We start from the raw sequence: 22,434 nt of genomic DNA on the forward strand, positions 1-22,434 counted from the left end.
GATTTTATTTGAAAGGCATTATTCTTGCGGGTGGAAGCGGAACGCGTTTATACCCATTGACACGTACCATTTCAAAACAATTACTTCCGATTTACGACAAACCGATGATTTATTATCCTTTATCCATTTTAATGTTAGCGGGAATTAAAGAAATTCTTATTATTTCTACTCCTCAGGATACCCCAAGATATAAAGAATTGTTAGGGGACGGGTCTAATCTTGGAATTTCATTATCATATGCGGTTCAACCGTCACCTGATGGACTCGCTCAGGCATTTATCATTGGGGAAGAGTTTATCGGTACTGACAATGTGGCTCTTATATTAGGAGACAATATCTTCTATGGTCATGGTTTAACAGATCTTTTACGAAAAGCCGTTAAGCGGGAAAAAGGGGCAACGGTTTTTGGCTATTATGTCAATGATCCGGAACGGTTTGGAGTCGTAGACTTTGATGAAACGGGAAAGGTTACTTCCATCGAAGAAAAGCCGAAGAATCCTCAATCTAATTATGCAATAACGGGCTTATATTTCTATGATAATCGAGTCATCGAGATTGCTAAGAACATTAAACCTTCGGCCCGTGGTGAATTGGAAATCACCGATGTCAATAAAGCGTATCTTGAAGCGGGAGATTTGCATGTAGAGCTACTCGGTCGAGGATTTGCCTGGCTGGATACAGGAACGCATGAATCTTTATTAGAAGCATCCCAATTTATTGAAACGATTGAAAAGCGCCAGAGTTTAAAGGTTGCCTGCATCGAAGAAATTGCTTACACGATGGGATACATTACCAGAGAGCAATTATTAAGATTAGCTGAGCCTTTAAAGAGAAATGACTACGGAAAATATTTGATGAAATTAGCGAATCGAAAAAAAGCTTTACAATCAATTTATTAGGATGAGTGATATTCATGAAAGTAATCGAAACCAAACTACCTGATGTTTTAATCATTGAACCCAACGTATTCGGAGATCATCGTGGTTTTTTTATGGAAAGTTACAATAAGAACGTGTATCGTGAGCTTGGATTAGATTTTGAATTTGTCCAGGATAACCATTCTTTATCTGTTGAAGCGGGCACAATTAGAGGGCTTCATTATCAACTGAATCCTAAAGCCCAGACGAAATTGGTCAGGGTATTATCCGGAGCCATTTATGACGTTGTCGTGGACATAAGGGAACATTCACCCACCTTTGGTCAATGGGTTGGCGTGATTTTGAGCGCGGAGAACAAAAGACAATTGCTTGTACCGAAAGGGTTTGCTCACGGATTCTGCACGATTGTGCCAAATACTGAGGTATTATATAAGGTCGATGAATATTATTCACCCGAACATGACAGAGGGATTCTTTGGAATGATCCATCTATAGGGATTGATTGGCCAACCTCAAATCCGATTTTATCCGAGAAAGATAAAGTACACCCTAGACTTAATGAAGCAGAACGAAACTTCTAATCTGAAAGGGCTGGAATGAGGATGAAAATACTTGTCACTGGTGGAGCCGGTTTTATAGGCAGCAACTTTGTTAAGTATATGGTTGATCGGTATCCGAACTACCATATCATCAATTTAGATGCGTTAACGTATGCCGGAAACCTGGAGAATTTGAAAGAAATAGAAGACAAAGAAAACTATCAGTTTGTAAAAGGAGACATTACAGATCGGACATTAATAGACTCTTTATTTCAAACGGGTATTGATGCCGTCATCAATTTTGCAGCTGAATCCCATGTGGACCGCAGTATTATGGAACCTGATATTTTCGTCAAAACGAATATTCTAGGTACACAAGTACTGTTAGAGATGGCAAAAGCGTATAGTGTGCGAAAGTTCTTGCAAGTTTCCACAGATGAAGTGTACGGAACGCTTGGACCTACAGGATTGTTTTCCGAGACAACCCCATTAGCACCGAACAGTCCATACAGTTCCAGTAAAGCTGGTGCAGATTTATTAGTAAGAGCTTATCATGAAACCTTTCAGCTTCCGGTAAACATTACCCGGTGTTCAAATAACTATGGGCCTTACCAATTCCCAGAGAAATTGATTCCTCTTATGATTATGAATGCCTTGGATGAAAAGCCTCTGCCTGTTTATGGTGATGGATCGAATGTGCGGGATTGGCTGCATGTAGAGGATCATTGTCGTGCCATTGATTTAGTCATGCATAAGGGGAAAGATGGCGAAGTCTATAATGTTGGTGGAAATAATGAGCGCACCAATTTGCAAATCGTGCAAACGATCCTAGAGTATCTTGACAAACCCGAATCATTAATCAAATTTGTGCAGGATCGGCCGGGGCATGATAAACGTTATGCAATTGACGCGACGAAAATAAAAGAAGAACTGGGTTGGAAACCAAAGTATACCTTTGATGTTGGGATTAAACAAACGATTGATTGGTATTTGGAAAATCAAGAGTGGTGGAAACGTATACTCTCTGGGGAATATCAAGAATACTATAAGCAGCAATATGCGAGTCGATTAGGAGCGTAAATGATGAAAGTTGTAGTGACGGGAGCGAAAGGACAGTTGGGCCGGGATCTTGTGCGAAGATTGCGGGTGAACCGTGGGGGAGTATTTGGATACGGGCGAGAGGAATTGGATATTACACGGATGGAGTCTGTAAGACAAGTTATTGACGAGATTCGTCCCGATGTGATCATTCATGCAGCAGCTTACACGAAAGTGGATCAAGCGGAAAGTGACGAGGAGCAGGCATACTTAGTGAATGCATTTGGCAGCAGGAATGTGGCCATTGCTGCCGAGGAATTTGGCGCTAAACTGTGTTATATCAGTACGGATTATGTATTCGACGGTAAGGCAACTTTTCCATACAAGGAATATGACAGAACGAATCCGCTTGGGGTTTATGGAAAATCCAAATATGCGGGTGAAGAATTGACCAAGACATTGTCATCCAAATACTTTATCGTTCGCACATCGTGGGTGTATGGCGTTCATGGGCATAATTTTGTCAGAACCATGCTGCGGTTAGCGGAAGAAAGAGATGAATTGAAGGTTGTTAACGATCAAATCGGCTCTCCTACTTATACGGTGGATTTAGCCGAATTTATAGCTCAGTTGATAGCGACAGAGAAATACGGAATCTACCATGCTTCGAATACAGGTACTTGTTCATGGTATGATTTTGCAAAGGCCATTTTCGAGGAAGCCGGGGTTCAAGTGAAAGTGAGTCCGATTGCGACGGAGGATTTTCCGCGCCCTGCTCCGAGGCCCAAATATTCGGTTTTGGACCATTTGGCGATACGCGCTAACGGATTTCAAGATCTCAGACACTGGAGAGAAGGGCTAAAAGATTTTTTAAAGGAATTGGGAAGCGTAAGAGACTAGCATAGAGAACTAGTCTCTTTTTTGGTATTAGCAGGAAATTTTTAATCATTTTTGTCTTAATCCTTTATCGAATCATGGTATAATAGATTCGATCCTATAGGAATTCCATCTCGTAGAAAAATGGTGATTTTACGATGGATCTGAGCATTTTAATCGTGAACTATAATACTTGTAATTTAACCTTGCAAGCATTACGTTCCGTATTCGACTCACGAACCGATTATCAGTTTGAAGTGATTGTGATCGATAACAATTCTACGGATGATTCGGTTGAAATGATAGAACGTGAGTTTCCTAAGGTCAAATTGATTCAGAATCGGGAGAATGTCGGATTTTCCAAGGCAAATAATCAGGGAATCAAAATAGCGGATGGCCGGTACATCTTATTGTTGAATTCCGATACGGTGATTCAGAAGGATACCTTGGATATGATGTTGAAGTTTATGGATAACCACCCGCATATAGGGGCAAGCGGCTGCAAAGTGGTGTTACCTGACGGTTCACTGGATAAAGCGTGCCGGAGAGGATTTCCTACCCCTTCCGCTTCCTTTTATTACGCTTTTGGGATTGCCAGGCTCTTTCCGCATGTTCCCCGTTTTAACCAGTACCAACTTACCTATTTAGATCCGGATAAAGACTATCCGGTAGATTGCCTTGTTGGAGCTTTCATGCTGGTGAGAAGAGAAGCGATTGAACAAGTTGGATTGCTTGATGAAGAATTTTTTATGTACGGGGAAGACATTGACTGGTGCTACCGTATCAAGCAGGCAGGATGGGATATCTACTATTATCCATATACTTCAATCGTTCATTATAAAGGAGCAAGCAGCCGCAGAAAACCTTTCAAGATCATCTATGAATTTCACCGGGCGATGTTTCTTTTTCATAGGAAGCATTATCAGCAGAAGTATTCTTGGGCCATAAACGGATTGGTTTATCTCGGGATCGCTGTAAATTTTATCTTTTCTCTTATAATAAATCGCTTGAATTGGGCAAGGTGATTGTATGATCCGCGGAAATGAAAAGTTTTTATCACAAATCTATGCGTTAAGTGATTTTATTGTCATACAATGGGTCTTCCTCTTTACTTGGTGGTTAAAATTCAGAAGCGGGTTATTCACCTATGAATCACACCTTCCGTTTACGACCTATTTTCTTTGGGGTGTGATATATAGCGTCGCGGCGATTGCTGTCGGTTATTTTACCACCCTTTATTCTTCCAAAAGAAAAAAGAGGTTTTCCTTTGAAGCTTATAAAATCATTCAAGTGCATGGAATCAGTTTACTCATTCTTTTGAGCATCCTCTTTTTATTTAAGGAGCTAGACTATTCTCGCTCGTTTCTGGCGATCTTCTTTTTAGGGAATCTCTTTTTTGTCGGACTCTATCGATATATTGTAAAAGGTCTTTTAAAATCTTTTCGGAAAAAAGGCTATAATAAACAATTCGTCCTAATATTAGGAGCAGGTTCCCTAGGCAGAAGTTTTTACGATAATCTGATGCAATATCCTGAGCTGGGATACGAAGTAATTGGTTTTCTCGATGATTTTCGGGATACACACGATAGGGAGCATGCTCACTATAAGCCGATCATTGGGAGCGTAGATGATTTAGAAGCGATTTTACAGCAATATCTGGTGGATGAAGTGATTATTGCATTGCCGTTAAAAGCGCACAAGAAATACGGAAGTATTATCGGAATTTGTGAAAAGGCTGGGGTTCGGGCGTTAATTATTCCCGACTTTTTCGATTTTCTTCCGGCCAGACCGTATTTTGACAACTTTGCCGGTATCCCCTTAATTAATGTCCGCGATATTCCATTGGATGAACTGAGGAATCGATTGTTAAAACGAGCCTTTGATATTGTCTTTTCCTTCATTGTGATTATGATAACATTACCATTAATGGCCATAATCGCTATTGGAATTAAGCTGACTTCTCCTGGGCCGGTGATTTTCAAACAAGAGAGAGTCGGGATGAATCGGCGAAGATTTATCATGTATAAGTTTCGTTCCATGAGAGATTTGCCGCAAGAGGTTTCCGATACGCAGTGGACGACTGCCGATGATCCGCGTCGAACCAAGTTTGGCACATTCCTTCGGAAAACAAGCTTGGACGAATTGCCCCAATTCTTTAACGTATTAAAAGGGGATATGAGTGTTGTAGGCCCACGTCCGGAACGACCATACTATGTAGAACAATTTAAAGAGGAAATTCCGAAATACATGGTCAAGCATCACATTCGTCCCGGAATTACGGGGTGGGCACAAACCAACGGACTGCGCGGAGATACGTCGATTCAAGATCGGATTCTTCATGATATTTTTTATATCGAGAACTGGACGTTGCTGTTTGATATTAAGATTATATTTAAGACGATTGTGAAAGGGTTTATGAATAAGAACGCGTATTGATCAGAGATGTATCCTGACCTCGTCAGTAATAATGGAAGGTGGGTAAGTAGCAATGAAGGTGAGAAAAGCGATTATTCCGGCCGCCGGTTTAGGTACCCGATTTCTGCCGGCGACAAAGGCACAGCCCAAAGAAATGCTACCGATTGTCGATAAGCCAACAATCCAGTACATTATCGAAGAGGCGGTTGCTTCGGGAATTGAAGATATTATGATTGTGACCGGCCGCGGCAAGCGGGCGATTGAGGATCATTTCGATAAGTCTTTTGAATTGGAAACGACATTGGAAGCCAAGAAGAAGAATGAACTTCTGGAAGAGATGGAACGGATTACGAATATGGTTGATATCCACTATATCCGGCAAAAGGAAGCGAAAGGACTTGGGCATGCCGTCTGGTGCGCCCGGAAGTTTATCGGAGATGAGCCGTTTGCCGTATTATTGGGGGATGACATTGTCGTATCTGAAAAGCCCTGCTTGCAGCAGTTGATTGAAATCTATGACCATTATCACTCAACGGTAATTGGTGTGAAGCAGGTGGCGAAGTCTGAAGTGGAAAAGTATGGGATTATTTCTCCAAACCCATTAGGTGGTAATAAGGGGGTGTACCATGTAGACGATATGGTGGAAAAACCACCGGTGGAAGAAGCCCCTTCCCAGTTGGCGATTATGGGACGGTATATTTTGCGCCCGGAAATCTTTGCGATTTTGGAAACGCAAGAACCAGGGGCCGGAGGAGAGATCCAGCTGACCGATGCCTTGCGGACGTTGTCAAAACAGCAAGCGGTGATGGCTTATGAATTTGACGGGCGTAGATACGACGTTGGAAATAAATTGGGCTTTATTGAAGCCACGATTGATTTTGCCTTGAACCGAGAAGATTTGCGGGATGAAGTGATGGAACTGCTGGTCAATCGGGTGGAGAAAATGAGAACAACCGTGATGGAGGTTGCTGTTGCGAAGGAGTAGAAATGCGTCATCAAAGGAATGAAAAATGTATAACCGTACGAAATTGGAGGAGTGAATTTGGAAACCGTACTCGTTACCGGAGGAGCCGGATACATTGGCAGTCACACAGTTAAGGTCTTATTAGAAAAAGGGTACAAAGTAGTCGTTTTAGATGATTTGTCCACCGGGCATCGAAATGCTGTATGTACTGAGCATTTCTATTTAGGGGATATTGCTGACCAGGAATTGGTTTCAAAAATTGTAAACGATCATCAGATCACATCCGTTATTCACTTTGCTGCAAAAAGTCTTGTGGGAGAATCAATGAAATCTCCAGATTTATATTTTATCAATAATGTAGGCAAGTCTGTTCAATTCTTTTCCACGCTGGTATCCTGTGGTGTAAAACACATTGTTTTTTCCTCTACAGCTGCCGTATATGGAATACCTGAAACGATTCCGATTCCTGAAGGAACGTTACCTAATCCAATTAACCCCTACGGGGAATCTAAGTTAATGGTTGAAAAGACCTTGAGATGGATGGAAGAAGCTTATGATGTCAAGTGGTGTGCGTTAAGATATTTTAATGCTGCCGGAGCCGATTTGAACGGAGATCTCGGTGAAGATCATTTTCCGGAGACACATTTGATTCCGTTGGTTCTGAAAACGGCCTTAGGTCAGAGGGATGAGATTCAGATTTATGGAACGGATTATGAAACTCCAGACGGAACATGCATCAGGGATTATATCCATGTACTCGATTTAGCGGAAGCTCATATTCGTGTGCTGGAAGGGCTAAAAAATGGTTTGAAAAGTGGAGCATATAATGTAGGTACGGGACATGGGTACTCTGTCCGCGAAGTGATCCAGTTGGCTCAAAAAATTGTGGGTAAAGAAATCAAGGTGAGGGAAGCGGCAAGGAGAGAAGGGGATCCCGCTGTCCTTGTGGCTAAAGTAGACAAGATTCAGGAACAAGTAGGCTGGAAACCGCGGTATAGTGACCTGGAAACAATCATCTCAACCGCTTGGAAGTGGCATAGTAAACTGTAGGTGCCTGGTACTTCCCGAAATTTGTCGAAAACGGTTTACCAACGTCCCCAGGAAGATATTCCTGGGGGGTAGCTTCTTCATTTGATTTTTGGGATAGGCCCAAGAATGATAGGTAAAAACATTTGGATTACGTTCCAGATAATGTTATACAGTGAATTGCTTTATGGTATAATGATAAAAACATTCTGTAAGGGGGGATAAGCGTGATCCCTAAAAAACTTGATCATCAAACCGCAACTGAATTGAGATCGATTTTAGATAAATTGAATATTAAAAATCCAAGGGTAATAATTGATTTTGAAAAGGAGACTGTGGAGGTAGAAGAAGATGATTATTCAGTTGATGATCTTCTTGAATCAGCAGGTGCGTTGTCTCCTGACAGAGTGAATGAACTTCGTCGTGAAATAGAAAAGATGCGTGAGGAATGGGATTGATGCGTTCTATTGGATATCTGTTCGATACAAACATCGCAATAGGAATGGTGGACAGTGACGAGGGGATACTCGAATTTATTAAGCAGGCATCACGCGATAAATTAAAGATATATTTTTCAGTTGTAACAGAATGTGAATTCATCAGCGGATTAAGTTCAGAACATGAGGCTCAATCTATTAAGTTCTTAAATTCGGGTCGATTTCTTGAAGTTAATTCAAGTATTGCGAGGGTTGCTGGAAACATAAGAAGAGAGCAACGTTTTAAAAGAAGAAAACTTAAGACTCCTGATGCTTTAATTATCGCTACAGCAATAAAGCATGGATTGATCCTTGTATCGAGAGACAAAGACATGGATATCGCAGAAGAATATAATGTCAGAATAATTAAACTTTAATGATTCTTGGCTCTATTGTATTGTTTTTAGAGAATAAACCGATATTAATAAGCTATCTTATTCTTAAATGGCTATCTATGAAAATAGGATACTAACGCATTCTAAGGATACCACTTATGCTTGGAGACTCTGCCCCATAATGATGTTTCAAGTATTTCGCCAATGCAATGATAAACTCAATCTATGTTCGAAATCATGGGTGCCTGGTATTCCTCGAAATTTTTCGAAAACAATTTAACCACTCCCCATACTTGTATGATTAAAAACTCTACTGGAAGAATAGTAGGTTTTTTTTCTAAAAATCACCCAAATTTTGTAGAAATTCTCCAAGTGGATGACTGGAAAAAGTGGTATAATACCCACAGTATGTATTAATGCTTTGAATAATTGGTCTAACATTCGGAGGTCAATATGATATGAATTGGGTTATATTATTCATCCCATCACTAATCTTTCTGTATACTCCCTATCAACGTGGGCTGTTCTTTGATTCAGATTTATATATCTGGGAAGTGTTAATCGCAAGTCTCTTTATTATTGTTGCTGTTATATTTCTTTTTAAAAAGTCTGAGATGGGAAAGGGCTTTTATTTTATTGTCTTTTTACTACCTGTTACATACATTCTTTCGCTGACCGTTGCAGAATCGCCAAAGGGTGGCCTGGATAATTTATTCCGATGGACTAGTTATGTAAGCTTTTTTATATTGTTAGTTTGGGCTAGACAAACAAACAAAGTGGAGAAATTATTACCTTATATCTTTCATTTAACCGGGATATGGGTCGCTTTATTTGCCCTATTTGGCTTATGGGGATGGGTGGATTTTCGAGATGTTGTTCTGGGTGGCCGTCTAACCGGTCCTTTCCAATATTATAATACCTTTGCCGCATTAGTAAGTGCTTTTTGGATATTTGCCCTTGTCATCTTAACCCAAAAAAAGCTCTCAATTTGGAAAGTAATATTTTTTAGCCTTCCGGTTGTTGCATTTGGGGTAGGTTTGTTTCACTCTTATTCCCGCGGGGCTTTATTGGTATTTCCTCTCGCTTGGTTTATCGGGTTAACTTTCCTCAGGGGAAAACAGCAGTTGATATATTCCCTGTATACGTTTATTTCTCTTGGCGGATCATTTTTGGCTTTTCGCCAGATTGCAGAACAATCTAAAATAGAAGGAATCGATAATCCAGGCTCAACAGGATTTTTCTTGATCTCATTAGTTGTTTTGTTACTGATAACTGGCATTCATTATTTATTAAACTACAGAAATAATACACTTCTGGAACGAATAGATAAGAAACCCTATATTCGATTTGTTTTACCGGGGGTAATTATCGTTCTTGGAGTATTGCTTGTTTTAGATTTGCAAAATAAAGGGCTTGTTTATCAGCAACTTCCTCCTGAGTTTCAGGATCGTATTTCTAGTATAAATGCGGATACGAGTAGTGTAGTAGGAAGAACTACCTTTTTCGAAGATGCCCTTCGAATGAGTAAGGATGCACCTTTTCTTGGACTGGGTGGAGACGGTTGGAGGATACTATTTACCAAGTATCAACAGGTTCCCTATTGGAGCAATGAAACTCACAACGGATATTTAGAGATTCTATTAAATACGGGCTGGTTTGGCTTAATCATCTTCATTTTGGTGTTTGGATTTCTTTTCTACCAAATTTTACGACGCATATGGTCGGAAAAAGAGGATGAGGATCGTACAATAGCCATTGCAACCATACCGGCTCTTGTCATGATTTTTGCCCATTCCTTCATTGATTTTAACTTTTCATACGGATCGGTTTGGTTTATTGTTTTCTGGTTATTTGCGATGGGTGTGACTGATCAACCCATGCGGTTCTTCGTTGCTGATCAAACGGTAGCATCAGGTAAAAAAATGAAAGGGAAATCAGCTTCATCTCGATGGAAGAACCCTGAGATGATATATAAAACGATTCTGGGAATAACGGCTGTTTTTGTTTTAATTATGGGCATTTACTCCTTCCGTTTTTACTTGGCAGAGAAACAGGCAGCCCGTGCCCAAGGGACTCTAAATCTGGAGGAAGCAAAAGACATTTTTGAAAAAGCAACCTCGTATAATCCTTATCATGTGGATTATCAGTTCAATTTGGCCAACGTTTACGTGAAATATTATAAAACTACGAAGAGTGAAGATTATAAAGAAAAAGCGATAAAAACCCTGCAGAAAGTGGAGGATCTGGAGCCCCATAATCCCAAGGCCCTTTTCAATATTGGAAATATTTATGGCTCCTTGGGTGATGGTGTTCAGGCGATTCAATATTTTGAAAAGGCACTGGAATATGACCGATATAATGTAAAGTTTTATGATGCGATTATTCGCTTGAAGTCTCAGGCAGCTGTGCAAATGCTTCAAGAGAAGAATGTAGAAAAAGCGCTTGAGTATGCCCAAGGGACAGTAGATGATTATGAAGAATATCGCACACTAACAGAACCATTTAAAAAGACCCCGGTACCTGATCAACGCCCAGTTTTGCTTGAAAAAAGCACCCACTTATTTGTCGGTCAATCCTATCTGTTGTTAGGTGATTTTAATCATACGATCGATGCACTTAAACCCATCAACAACAAGGACGATCAGGATACGTTTCGCCGTGCTCAAGCCATCCGTGTCGTAGCCTATGAGGCCTTAGGCAACAAACAGGAAGCAGCCAAGATCACCACCGCCATGCAAAAAGACTTCCCCAACTTTATGAAGTACGTAGAAGCATACAAGGCGGTGCCTGTCACTTCCCGGAATTTGTCGAATTAGAAGATGGTATATCCCGGTGACGAAATTATAAGTCCTTCGACGGTTTAACTTGATATCGAATATACGTTCGTTTATAATGGTTGAGAATGAGAAAGAAGGTTTGATTCAAAGGTTTGAGTATACATTTGAAATGGCATGGAAAACACTTAAAGATTATTTAGAGTCTGAAGAAGTATTAGTAACTTCTCCAAGAGAAGTAATAAAAACATGATTTCACTATGGTCTTATTCAGGATGGTGAAATATGGATGGATATGTTGGAAAAACGAAAATTATTCGCCCACACTTACGACGAAGAGCGTTTTCAATTGGCAGTAATGAAGATTAAGGATAGTTATTATTCAGCGATAACACAGGTATATCGTGACTTAGGGGCAAAAAAATGAAGTTTGGGATACCATAGAAAAGTATGAATTTAAATAAACGAACAGCATTTACAAGTATGGTTCAGTTTTTGTACTACAATCAATACCTATTTAACATGCCACAAAAACAAGCCGAAGACTTTACAGTCGATGTAGTGGAGCATCGGTATTCATTTGGGGAAATGGTGTCAATCATAGAGCAGCATTCAAGTCCAATGGACTTGTAACCGCAGGGATTCTTAATTAGGGAGGTGATCGTTATGGATATAGAAAAATTGGAGGAAAAGTTTTTGAATTATTCGAAAGCATTAAGCAGACTAAAAGAGTCACTGGAAAGAGACGAGTCCGATGACATTGTTCTGGATGCAGTAATCCAACGGTTTGAGTTTACTTATGAACTTTCCTGGAAACTGCTTAAGGCCTATTTGTCTTTTAACGGCATCGCTGAAGTCAGAACACTCAGAGAAGCATTTAAAGAAGCCTTTGCCGCAGGTTTGCTGAATGAGGGTAATGTGTGGATTGACATGCTGGAAGATAGAAATCGCACATCCCATACGTATGACGAAGCTGAGGCACGGGCAATATATGAGAAGGTTAAAAGTGAATACTATACAATATTACACCATCTCAAAGAGTCTATAGGCAGGGAACTCGAATGATGAGATTTGGTCTGGAAGATAAAATAATGGAAAAAATCATTTCTATATTCAGTAGGTACAAAGCAGTTCAAAAAGCCGTGATATTCGGTTCAAGAGCAAGAGGCGACTTCAAGTATAATTCTGACATTGATATTGCAGTTCTCACAAATGGAGAACCGGTAACTGGACTCTTGCATGATTTAGATGAGGCTGCAGGGATTTATAAAACCAATTTGATTATTTTGGACAAGCTGAATAATGAGAGGCTTAGGCAAAACATTGAACGTGATGGGATTGAAATATACAGGATATAGACAAATATGCAAAGTGCTTTCACAGTTGTTGAGATATCAGAATTCTGTAAGGAAATCATCAGGCGATAGTGTCCTGACAGGTGCATTCTTGAAATCCTTAATGTTTCGTGTGACAATGCAGTCAACCTTGTTGCGTTTGCCGCAGGCGGCGAGAAGTGCATCCTCATAATCAGGCATTTGCGACTCCAATGCTTTTTCACAATCATTGCCGGATACATCAAGAACTCTGAAAATGGTGAACAGCTTCATGAGTACATTTTTTGCTTCCTCTGTGCTGTGCAAATACCTACGTGATAAATAGTAAATGTCGGTTATGCTATTTGCGGTAAGACATGCATTGATTTTATCTGCGGCGGCAAGAAGGAAAATCCTTTCAGCATTCTCGTTAAAAGGAGCACGACCTGTGATAGCGTCAATGATTATGTTTGTATCAATCAATACGTTCATGTCGGCCTAACCGCTCCTCTCTAGCTTCTTCCAATGATGCATCGGCAGGCAAGATTCCGAACAGGGACTTCGCCGTATTGACCTTGTCTTTAGTAATGCTGGTGAGCTTGGCGATGCTCTTCCCGTTTTTAGTGATAAAAATATCCTCATCTTCAGCGAGCATCAGATATTTACCGATATTTTTTTTAAATTCAGTAGCCGTAATTAACATAGCAAAACCTCCTTGTACTCAATGTAGTGCGTCTGATTTCACTCTTATTATATTAAAATCGTGCGAAAAAGTGAATAAGTATCGTGCGAAAAAATGGATTTCGTCAAAAAACAGTATATTTGTTTAAAATTCATATTCATATCCAATGGAATGATAAAGTTGGTATATCCCGCGGAATCAGATAATAGAGTGATTCTGTGGGATTTTTTTGTTAGACTAAAGGATAAAGGACAATAAGGGAAAAGGAGCGGAGAGAAGTTGGACGCTGTTCAAAAATATCATCAATGGATGGAATACCCTGATCTTGATTCCCATACCAGGCAGGAACTCCAATCCATTAAAGACAACGGGAAAGAGATTGAGGATCGGTTTTACAAGTATCTCGAATTTGGCACCGGAGGACTTCGGGGAGAAATCGGAGCAGGGACTAACCGGATCAATAAGTATATCGTAAGGTGGGCAACAAGGGGACTGGCTGAATACATAAAAAAAGAAGGTCCCATCGCTGCTGAACGGGGTGTGGTGATTGCCTATGATTCCCGCCATGATTCCAGGGAATTCGCTGAAGAAGCAGGTCTCGTTTTGGCTCATGAAGGGATTAAGGCGTATGTCTTTGAAGAGCTAACAGCTACTCCTGAGTTATCTTTTGCCGTACGGGAGCTGGGAGCCATTGCAGGAATTGTCATTACCGCCAGCCACAACCCTCCACAATACAATGGGTACAAAGTTTACTGGGAAGACGGCGGACAAATCCCCCCTGAAATCGCCAGGGAAATTACAGTCGAAATTAATCAGGTCGGTGATGAACTGACGGTTGCCTCCTCCGATAAGCAGTCTGCCATTGAGAAGGGGTTGTTTGTCTATATCGGAAAAGAGATCGATGACCGCTACAACGAGAAGTTAAAAACCCTGTCCATCCATCCCGAATTGGGGAAGCAAATGTCTGCCGACCTCAATATCATCTATACCCCTCTCCATGGAACTGGAAACAAACCGGTGAGAAGGATCTTAAAAGAGATGGGGTATGAAAATGTGTGGGTGGTACCGGAACAGGAACATCCCGATCCCAATTTTTCTACGGTAAAATACCCCAATCCGGAAGAACACGAAGCCTTTACCTTAGCCATCAAAATGGCGGACAAAGTGAATGCGGACATTATCCTGGGTACAGACCCTGATACCGACCGGGTAGGAGTTGTGGTCAAAAATCAGCAGGGCAAGTACATCGTTTTGACCGGCAATCAATTGGGGGCCTTACTGTTGGAATATATTTTGTCGCAAAAAAAGGCGGCAGGGAAACTCCCGTCAAATGGTGTGGTGCTGAAAACCATCGTAACCTCAGAGCTGGGCAGAGCCATTGCTTCAGCCTATGGGCTGGACACCGTGGATACCTTGACCGGCTTCAAGTTTATCGGTGAAAAAATCAAGGAATATGAAGAAACCGGGGGAAAAACCTTCGTATTCGGCTATGAGGAAAGCTACGGGTATTTGATCGGGGACTTTGTACGGGATAAAGACGCGGTACAGGCCTGTATGATGACCGTAGAGATGGCCGCTTTCTATAAGTCAAAAGGAATGACCCTGTATGAGGCCCTTCTCGTTCTTTTTGAAAAGTATGGATACTATCAGGAAGGTTTGATCTCCCGGACACTAAAAGGAAAAGATGGCCAGGAAAAAATCCAGTCCATCATGGATAAGTTCCGCTTCCATACCCCCCGGGAGATCGTGGGTCAAAAGGTGGTCCGTTTTGAAGACTACTTGATTGGTACGGCTTATGACCAACAGGGAAATACCCTCCCGTTAAATCTACCCCAATCCAACGTGTTAAAATTTATCCTGGAAGATGAATCATGGCTGGCCATCCGTCCCTCCGGTACTGAACCCAAAATCAAATTCTATTTCGCCACCCGCGCCCCTTCCCTAGAAGAAGCCCAAAGAAGGTGCCTGTCACTTTCCGAATTTTGTCGAAAGATATAAAGTAAATTATAAGAAAAAATGTGATTATTTTTGGTTGAGTTTATTCTATAATAAATATATACATTAAAGTTCTATAATGAGGCGATTTACATGAACCTAAAGCAAATTGAAAACATTTTAAAAGAAAAAAAACATTTTTAGCTGAGCAATTTCATGTTAGCAAAATTGGAGTTTTTGGATCTTATGCTCGGAATGAACAAACCGATAACAGTGACATTGATATTTTGGTTGAATTCAGCCGACCAGTGGGATTTGAGTTTTTTGATTTAAAGGACTATTTGGAGTCGTTATTTAATAAACCAATTGATCTAGTAACTGTAAAGGCTCTTAAACCATATATAAAAGAGGAAATATTAAGCGAGGTACAATTTCAATGAAAAGACGCTATTTGTTGTTTTTGAATGATATTATGGAATCCATGAACCGAATTAATACTTACACCGAGGGAGTCGACTATGACTCCTTTTCTAATAACCAGATGTTAATGGATGCAGTTATCTGGTACAAAAAACCAATAAAGAATCGGAATTGCATGAAGTGGACCCATCATGGCAAGAGGTTCCTTTCATAGAAGAAGCTCCAGATGTGCTTAAAGGAAAATGGAATGATGCCAAGAACAAGATGAAAACTCTCGAAGATGATTGGCAGAAATTAAAGGTTCAAAAAGGCCGCCATGAAGGGGTTCTTAAAACGGAAGCAAACCATTTAAAAAAGATCGAAGACGATGTAAGGAAGCATGGCCGGGGAACAGACCCATGGGAAGATCTGGATTTATCCATAAAGTCTGTTGAAATTCAGGAGCAATTGACTCAATCACGGGAGAACCTCGCAGAATATGAAAAGCTTCTTGTAGAAATTGGAGATAAGATAAATTCTCTGGGACAAAACCTGAATAAATTGGATGCCCATGGGATAACTCCGATGATGATCGTAGATGTGTCGCCATCCTTTATCCAGGAAGTGAAACAGCAATCTGAGCGACTGGTTGAAGAATGGATTCAGCAGCATATAGATTGGAAAAGAAAAGAAGAGAACCATAGAAAGGAAATGGACAGAGAACGGCAAGAACTTTTTGCTCGTCTCCAGAATCAGCATTGGGATCAGGATTTGCTGGAAAATGTGAAGAAAACGCTTAGTGAGCTTCCATGGCATGAGGAAGGATATGCATTAGAGGTGTTGAACAGCATGTTAACCCATGCTGAGCATGAATTGGCAAATTTACAAAGTGATAAGGAACGGGCGGAAAATGCCAGAGAGATGTGGACAGATCGGGCCGCATACCGGGTGATTCGGATTGTTCAGGCCCTCAAGCAAATGGTGGGCAGTATGAAAATTACCAATCAAGCGGGGCACTCGTTTCCTTTGATTCGCATCGATATGAAAAACAGCCAATTGCCTGAAAGACCGGAAGAAATCAGAGAAATTTTGAAGGATTATTTTTTACAGTCGATGGATGAAGTTCTTCAACAGTATGAAAGTATAGAGCAGGTTCCCGATAAGGTTTTGGATGAGATGATAGGGGACGGAAAAGTTGTTCTTGTCGCCTTAAGGAAACGATATCCTGTTTTATATGTGTACAAACCGCAAACGACCAATGATTTCCTGTATGAGAGTCCCAAAAAACATCACTACACCGAATGGGAAACCATCAACAAAGGATCGATGAAGGAAGCCAAAGGCAGCGGTGGACAGCTATTGGCTGCCCGCACTTTGGTGATGATGATGCTGATGACTTACAAACGGCAGATCGGTACCGGAAACAACTGGACCGTATTAATATCCGACAACCCATTTGGACAGGCCGTCTCCGCCCATATCCTTGATCCGATCTTTGCCATTGCCGACATACTGCGTTTTCAATGGCTGGTACTTTCCCCGCCAGAGTTAATAAAAGTAGAAGTCAGCCAGCGGTTCCCCGTATTTTGGGAGCTGGAGTTGAAACAGGAAGCCAGAGGAGAAGTGCTAATCGAGCAGCTCCAGCACGGCGGCCGCACCTTCGAAGACACCTTATTTTAGGTGGTTCAGGTGGTGCCTGTCACCTCCCGAATTTTGTCGAAAAGTATAATCACGAAACAGTTTCCCCTTAAGAGTCTATATTTGTTGGAACCTCTTAAGGGGATTTTTAACATTTTCACCCAAAAAAATGGTTGACGCATCAGAACATATGTTTTATCTTAATATATAAGAACATAAGTTTGTTTTAGTGATAGAGAAATGGATTATACCCATAAAAACCATATTCGGAGGTGCTTTCTAATGGGCCGTAAGCCTAGAATTTGGTTACCAGGGGTAACCTATCACGTGGTAAGCAGGGGAAATTGGCGGGAGGAATTATTTCGGGATGAGCAAGATATTTTTGTGTTTTTTGAATTGCTGGATGCCGTTGCCGAAAAAGTAACCTTTGAAATGTATGCCTATTGCTTGATGAAGAATCACTTTCATTTGATGCTTTCCACTAGCGAAGAGCCACTTTCTAAGTTAATGGCCTTATTAAATAAACGTTATGCTGATTACTACAACAATCGATACTCCCTGTCAGGCCACTTATTTGAGAAACGATACTACAGTGGGCCAATAAAGGATGAATATGGATTTTTACAGGTAAGCCGGTATATCCATCGAAATCCAGTTGAAGCTAATCTTGTAAAGAGTCCTTCGGATTATCCTTGGAGCAGCTATCGCTGTTATGTAAAAAGCCGATGGCAAGCCCCCCGAATGGTCGACACAAACAAAGTCCTGAGCAGAATTCCTGGCGATGAAGAATCAAGAGCCAAAGCTTATAAGAAATACGTAGAAAAGGTTGAGAAGAAGCTGGTAATTGTTTAAATCAGGTGCCTGTCACTTTCCGAATTTTGTCGATTACAATTACTTCTCCTAAACATTCAGTCATTATGATAGTCTATGGATAGGGATTAATAAGTTTTATTTTCGGAGGAACCTATGAAGAGTAACCTTCAATATTTAAAACAAGAGATGAGGAGATACATCGAGCCTCATATCATTCAACGGGGATACCATTATTACCTTGACAGACAAGTAGAGGATCTTACCATCCATGAGGATTGGATTGAAGCAACGGTATATGGTAATTATGGCGAGTATACGGTTAGGGTGAATCAGCATGATTTTTCTGACAGTGAATGTGACTGCCCATATGAAGATTACTGCAAACATATGGCAGCAGTGGTTTACCAGGCCGTGCTGAATCAGATTAAACCTCTAGGCGATCATTCTTCTTCTGCAGAAAATCGCTCTATTTCCGCAACTGAACATTCTTCTTCAGTTAGAAACACGGAGGCTTCGGAAAAAGATCAACTCTATCCTGTTATCCAAAATCTTTCACCAGATGAACTAAAGGAAATCTGTTACCAATTAACAACAAGCGACCTACAAGTCCGAGAAAAATTCATGCAAATCTTGCAGGAAAGAAAGCGATCAAAACAAATACAGTCTCAAGAAGTCTTATCCTTAGATTGGGAAGAAGCGATCACCTATTATGAAAAAGAAGTACCTCGAGTATTGAAGGAATGCGAATCATTATTTCAGGAGATGGTTCACACGGAAAATTATATATATTCCCACCGTCATTGGGATTATGTTGATGCTCCTGAATGGGATTTTGAACCGGGGATAAAAAGACTTAACCGCTGGGCAGAAGAATTAAAAGTTCTTGTCTCTAGAGGGCATTGGGTGGCTGGAATAGCAGGACTCATGGTTACGAAACAAAGACTGGAACCCTGGGCAGAGGAATTTGATGATGATTATGGGGATAATGATTTGATTTATATCTGTGATGAGTGGGAAGAGCATTTGATTGAAGCCATCAATAGGATCGTTGACTCACCTAATAAAAAAGAAGCGGATACTCTTCTGAAAAAAATCATGGACTGGATCCTTCAACAATGTCATGGTCAAAATGACTTGATCAGTTGGATGCCGATCATTAGAGAATGTATTCTGGACCTTGCCACCTATAATCATTTAAAACGTAGTATTTCAAAATACACACCCAGCTTAATGTCTGAAGAACCCGTTACCTTTCACTCTGAAGAAGGGAGTATCCTATATTGGTGGATTGGTTTAAGTTTAGAATTTAAAAAGGAACAAGAGGCAATAGAAACAGCATCAAGATTTGAAGAATTCAGCTCTTCTCTAATAACCATGTTTGTCCAGTATTATGAAAAACATAAACAATGGAACAAAGCCATCGAGTGTTTAACACGAATCATTGAAACCCTCCCAATATACCAAAGCAAACCATACTATGAATGGATAATAAGAATTTTTCAGAAGAAGAAGGATGCAGCTTCTGCCCAGTTATGGCGTATCAAAATGTTACTGCAGATCCCTTCATTAGATTTGTTTAAGCAATGTTTAACCGAATTAAAGGATGACAGTGAAAAACAAATCAAAATAAAGGAATGGTTAAATCATATAAAAGCGAATGAAAGAAATCGACATGATTATATTGAAATATTAATATTTTTGGGTGAAATAAAAGAAGCTTGGAAAGAGTTTTCAAAATACCATCGATCACCCGAATATCTTCCATCCTACGCTCAAAAACTTTATAAGAAGATGGAGGATCAGGATCCAAAACAACTGGTGTCAGTTTATCAGAATTTTGCAGAGTGGTATATCCAGTCAAAAAAACGAGAGGGTTACAAAAAAGCAGCCAAATGGCTAAAGAATTTGAAAAGGGTGAGCAAAAAAGCGGGACAACAAGACCGATGGGAGAAGTATATTCAAGAACTCCATTCAAAATATCGCCGTTTTCCCGCACTAATGGAAGAGCTCCGTAAAGTTAATTTGATTTAGGTGCCTGTCACTTTCCGAATTTTGTCGAAAGGTATAAAGGTGAATCATCAATTGATTCACCCTCTGATTCTAATGTATAATTTTAGGAAGCGACTTAAGTAATCAATGGAGAATCAAGCAAATGAAAACACAAAATATCCAACCCAAAAATAAATTTCTCCTCTTCAACATCCCCTTTTCTACATTGGATATGGCTCAAACTTTAAGTGAGATTGAGCGGGCTGTATCGAGAGGGGATTCTTATTTTGTCATCACCGCCAACCCAGAATATGTGATGAATGCCAGGACCCAACCGGAATTGATTAGGATCGCTCAAGAAGCTGACTTGGTGACTGCTGATGGGACAGGCATTGTCTGGGCTGGAAAACAAATGGGCGTCCATATTCCTGGGCGGGTTACCGGATACGACCTGCTGATTCAATTGCTCAAAAAATGTCAACAAAACCACTGGAAGATATACATATTGGGCTCATCCCAGGATACATTGAACATTGCAGCAGAGAAATTGGCCGCTGCTTACCCTGATCTTCAAATCGCCGGGAGCCATCATGGATACTTTGCACCGGAGGAAGAAGCGAAAATTATTTCTGACATTCAGCAAAAACATCCCCACTTTTTATTTGTGGCCATGGGCTCGCCAAAACAGGAATTATGGATTGACAGAAACCGCCACCGACTGCCGAATTGTATCATGATGGGAGTGGGAGGCTGTTTTGATGTCATTGCCGGCCGGGTGAAACGGGCTCCGCTGATCTGGCAAAAGCTAAACATCGAATGGCTTTACCGGCTCATTCAACAGCCATCCAGATGGAGAAGGATGCTGGCACTTCCCAAGTTTATGGGATTGGTCCTTTTCTGTAAAAATTCGTCCAAGAAGTGAAACTTTTTCCTTTTTCAAACGTCAATAATTTTAGTGATGAAAATGAGATTTAGTGATGCAAATAAGAGCTGTACGAAGATCCATCATGAGAAATGGAGAGAAGGCTTTTCATTTTCGGAATTCTGCAATTTGGGAGAAATAATTTGCATTTGACGGCAAGAACGCTTTGGGTGTATAACTGATATCAGCACACCGAATTTAAAAAAACTGAAAAAAATAAACCGGACGTTGAAAGAGAGAAACCGGTTTTAGACCTTACATCCTTTGAAATCAGGGTAATGTATGAGAGGGGATTTTATTAAATTATGATGGAATACATCATTTTATTTATGGCAGCGATGCTTGCGACTTTTATCACAACTCCGTTAGTAAAAAAACTGGCCGTTCGCATTGGAGCCGTTGATCAGCCAAATGAAAGAAAAGTACATACCAAAGTGATGCCCCGTTTGGGAGGTTTGGCCATTTATCTGGGCTTTGCTCTCGTGTATCTGTATATGTACTTTACCGCGTCTGAAACCCATGTGGACACACTCGGAGGAATATTTGTTGGGGGAACCATTATTATGATGATTGGAATCCTTGACGACCGTTATCAGCTTTCGCCCAAATGGAAATTCTTCGGGCAAATCGTTGCAGCCGCTGCGGTGGTTCCTTTTGGAATTCAAGTGGACTTTGTAAATCTTCCCTTTGATGGGGTTTTGAACTTTAAAACAGACTGGATCAGTATACCCATCACCATATTTTGGATCGTTGCGGTAACGAACGCCATCAACCTCATTGATGGCCTTGACGGATTGGCTGCTGGGGTTTCCGCCATTGCCACCGGAACCTTGATGGTGATTGCCTTTGCCATGGGCAATGTTCCTGCAGCGATGATCAGTGCGATTTTGTTGGGAAGTATCATGGGATTTCTCTATTTTAACTTTTACCCGGCAAAAATTTTTATGGGAGACACGGGGGCCTTGTTTCTAGGTTACAACCTTGCGGTGTTGTCTCTCTTGGGTTTCAAATCGGTAACCCTGTTTACTTTTATTATTCCGATCCTGGTTTTGGGGGTACCATTATCGGATACGTTTTTTGCCATCGTGCGGAGGGTGCTGAATAAAAAGCCGATTTCTGTGGCGGACAAAAGCCATTTACACCACTGTCTCCTTCACCTTGGTTTCTCCCATCGACAGACGGTGCTTATGATCTATGGAATAAGCCTGCTGTTTGGAGTGAGCGCGGTGATTTTTTATGAAACCAGAACCTCCCTCTGGATTCCAATTATTATTGTGGGCCTCGTGATTATCGCCCTTACGATCGGTGCAGAAATCATCGGCCTAGTTGGAAAACGCCATCGTCCCGTTCTCAGGGCTCTGCGAAAAATCAAGCGGTTCGGCCAAGGCTTAAAGCCAAAACAGGTAAAATAACGTAAGGAAA

Annotated in this window: 22 protein-coding genes and 1 pseudogene; 21 read left to right on the forward strand and 2 right to left on the reverse strand. The window is 40.8% G+C overall.

Annotation, left to right across the window (positions count from 1 at the left end; translation table 11 throughout):
* Positions 1–8 precede the first annotated feature (8 nt).
* The 14 genes and pseudogenes from rfbA to L1765_RS04615 all read left to right on the forward strand — a co-directional run bounded on the left by rfbA (position 9) and on the right by L1765_RS04615 (position 12,679).
* Positions 9–899, forward strand: coding sequence for a glucose-1-phosphate thymidylyltransferase RfbA (rfbA, locus tag L1765_RS04550; RefSeq protein ID WP_236405467.1), 891 nt, complete (start codon positions 9–11; stop codon positions 897–899).
* Between the two features lie 14 nt (positions 900–913).
* On the forward strand, positions 914–1,459 hold the full coding sequence (rfbC, locus tag L1765_RS04555) for a dTDP-4-dehydrorhamnose 3,5-epimerase (protein WP_236405468.1): 546 nt from the start codon (positions 914–916) through the stop codon (positions 1,457–1,459).
* Between the two features lie 21 nt (positions 1,460–1,480).
* The gene (gene rfbB / locus L1765_RS04560) at positions 1,481–2,497 is read left to right on the forward strand and encodes a dTDP-glucose 4,6-dehydratase (protein ID WP_236405469.1); all 1,017 of its coding nucleotides are present in this window, start codon (positions 1,481–1,483) and stop codon (positions 2,495–2,497) included.
* 3 nt (positions 2,498–2,500) lie between these two features.
* On the forward strand, positions 2,501–3,355 hold the full coding sequence (gene rfbD, locus L1765_RS04565) for a dTDP-4-dehydrorhamnose reductase (protein WP_236405470.1): 855 nt from the start codon (positions 2,501–2,503) through the stop codon (positions 3,353–3,355).
* 134 nt (positions 3,356–3,489) lie between these two features.
* Entirely contained in the window at positions 3,490–4,356 is an 867-nt protein-coding gene (locus tag L1765_RS04570; protein WP_236405471.1) for a glycosyltransferase family 2 protein, read from the forward strand.
* A gap of 4 nt (positions 4,357–4,360) precedes the next feature.
* A complete protein-coding gene (locus L1765_RS04575) occupies positions 4,361–5,767 on the forward strand; it encodes an undecaprenyl-phosphate glucose phosphotransferase (RefSeq protein ID WP_236405472.1) in 1,407 nt (468 codons plus the stop codon).
* Between the two features lie 52 nt (positions 5,768–5,819).
* The gene (galU, locus tag L1765_RS04580; RefSeq protein WP_236405473.1) at positions 5,820–6,731 is read left to right on the forward strand and encodes a UTP--glucose-1-phosphate uridylyltransferase GalU; all 912 of its coding nucleotides are present in this window, start codon (positions 5,820–5,822) and stop codon (positions 6,729–6,731) included.
* A 57-nt stretch (positions 6,732–6,788) separates the two neighbouring features.
* Entirely contained in the window at positions 6,789–7,760 is a 972-nt protein-coding gene (galE, locus tag L1765_RS04585) for a UDP-glucose 4-epimerase GalE (RefSeq protein ID WP_236405474.1), read from the forward strand.
* Positions 7,761–7,963: 203 nt separating this feature from the next.
* Positions 7,964–8,194: a hypothetical protein gene (locus L1765_RS04590; protein ID WP_236405475.1), complete on the forward strand. Its 231-nt coding sequence runs from the start codon at positions 7,964–7,966 to the stop codon at positions 8,192–8,194.
* Positions 8,185–8,589, forward strand: a complete 405-nt coding sequence (locus L1765_RS04595; RefSeq protein ID WP_236405476.1) for a PIN domain-containing protein — start codon at positions 8,185–8,187, stop codon at positions 8,587–8,589. The genes L1765_RS04590 and L1765_RS04595 overlap by 10 nt, the downstream gene beginning before the upstream one ends.
* A gap of 416 nt (positions 8,590–9,005) precedes the next feature.
* Positions 9,006–11,363, forward strand: coding sequence for an O-antigen ligase family protein (locus tag L1765_RS04600; RefSeq protein ID WP_236405477.1), 2,358 nt, complete (start codon positions 9,006–9,008; stop codon positions 11,361–11,363).
* 130 nt (positions 11,364–11,493) lie between these two features.
* Positions 11,494–11,748 (forward strand): annotated as a pseudogene (locus L1765_RS04605) (HI0074 family nucleotidyltransferase substrate-binding subunit).
* Positions 11,749–11,987: 239 nt separating this feature from the next.
* Positions 11,988–12,386, forward strand: a complete 399-nt coding sequence (locus L1765_RS04610) for a nucleotidyltransferase substrate binding protein (protein ID WP_236405478.1) — start codon at positions 11,988–11,990, stop codon at positions 12,384–12,386.
* Complete coding sequence (locus L1765_RS04615; RefSeq protein WP_236405479.1) at positions 12,383–12,679, forward strand: nucleotidyltransferase family protein; 297 nt, start codon at positions 12,383–12,385, stop codon at positions 12,677–12,679. Before L1765_RS04610 ends, L1765_RS04615 begins: the two co-directional genes overlap by 4 nt.
* A gap of 36 nt (positions 12,680–12,715) precedes the next feature.
* On the opposite strand, the gene L1765_RS04620 is transcribed toward L1765_RS04615, so the two are convergent.
* Both L1765_RS04620 and L1765_RS04625 read right to left on the reverse strand, forming a co-directional pair.
* Positions 12,716–13,126 carry a type II toxin-antitoxin system VapC family toxin gene (locus L1765_RS04620; protein WP_236405480.1) on the reverse strand — a complete coding sequence of 137 codons (411 nt, stop codon included), beginning with the start codon at positions 13,124–13,126 and terminating at the stop codon, positions 12,716–12,718.
* Positions 13,110–13,337, reverse strand: a complete 228-nt coding sequence (locus tag L1765_RS04625) for a type II toxin-antitoxin system Phd/YefM family antitoxin (RefSeq protein ID WP_236405481.1) — start codon at positions 13,335–13,337, stop codon at positions 13,110–13,112. Before L1765_RS04625 ends, L1765_RS04620 begins: the two co-directional genes overlap by 17 nt.
* Before the next feature lie 288 nt (positions 13,338–13,625).
* Between L1765_RS04625 and L1765_RS04630 the strand changes: the two genes are divergently transcribed.
* From L1765_RS04630 to L1765_RS04660, 7 genes are all read left to right on the forward strand, one after another.
* Positions 13,626–15,314 (forward strand): phospho-sugar mutase, encoded by a 1,689-nt coding sequence (locus L1765_RS04630; protein WP_236405494.1) that lies wholly within the window; start codon positions 13,626–13,628, stop codon positions 15,312–15,314.
* Positions 15,315–15,478: 164 nt separating this feature from the next.
* Positions 15,479–15,691 carry a nucleotidyltransferase family protein gene (locus L1765_RS04635; RefSeq protein ID WP_236405495.1) on the forward strand — a complete coding sequence of 71 codons (213 nt, stop codon included), beginning with the start codon at positions 15,479–15,481 and terminating at the stop codon, positions 15,689–15,691.
* 160 nt (positions 15,692–15,851) lie between these two features.
* Entirely contained in the window at positions 15,852–17,330 is a 1,479-nt protein-coding gene (locus L1765_RS04640; protein WP_236405482.1) for a hypothetical protein, read from the forward strand.
* Between the two features lie 240 nt (positions 17,331–17,570).
* The gene (locus L1765_RS04645) at positions 17,571–18,140 is read left to right on the forward strand and encodes a transposase (RefSeq protein ID WP_236405483.1); all 570 of its coding nucleotides are present in this window, start codon (positions 17,571–17,573) and stop codon (positions 18,138–18,140) included.
* Between the two features lie 114 nt (positions 18,141–18,254).
* On the forward strand, positions 18,255–20,132 hold the full coding sequence (locus L1765_RS04650) for an SWIM zinc finger family protein (RefSeq protein WP_236405484.1): 1,878 nt from the start codon (positions 18,255–18,257) through the stop codon (positions 20,130–20,132).
* A 121-nt stretch (positions 20,133–20,253) separates the two neighbouring features.
* Positions 20,254–21,012, forward strand: coding sequence for a WecB/TagA/CpsF family glycosyltransferase (locus tag L1765_RS04655; RefSeq protein ID WP_236405485.1), 759 nt, complete (start codon positions 20,254–20,256; stop codon positions 21,010–21,012).
* A gap of 305 nt (positions 21,013–21,317) precedes the next feature.
* The gene (locus tag L1765_RS04660; RefSeq protein ID WP_236405486.1) at positions 21,318–22,424 is read left to right on the forward strand and encodes a glycosyltransferase family 4 protein; all 1,107 of its coding nucleotides are present in this window, start codon (positions 21,318–21,320) and stop codon (positions 22,422–22,424) included.
* The last annotated feature ends 10 nt before the right edge of the window (positions 22,425–22,434 follow it).

Source organism: Microaerobacter geothermalis, from assembly GCF_021608135.1.
GTDB lineage: Bacteria > Bacillota > Bacilli > DSM-22679 > DSM-22679 > Microaerobacter > Microaerobacter geothermalis.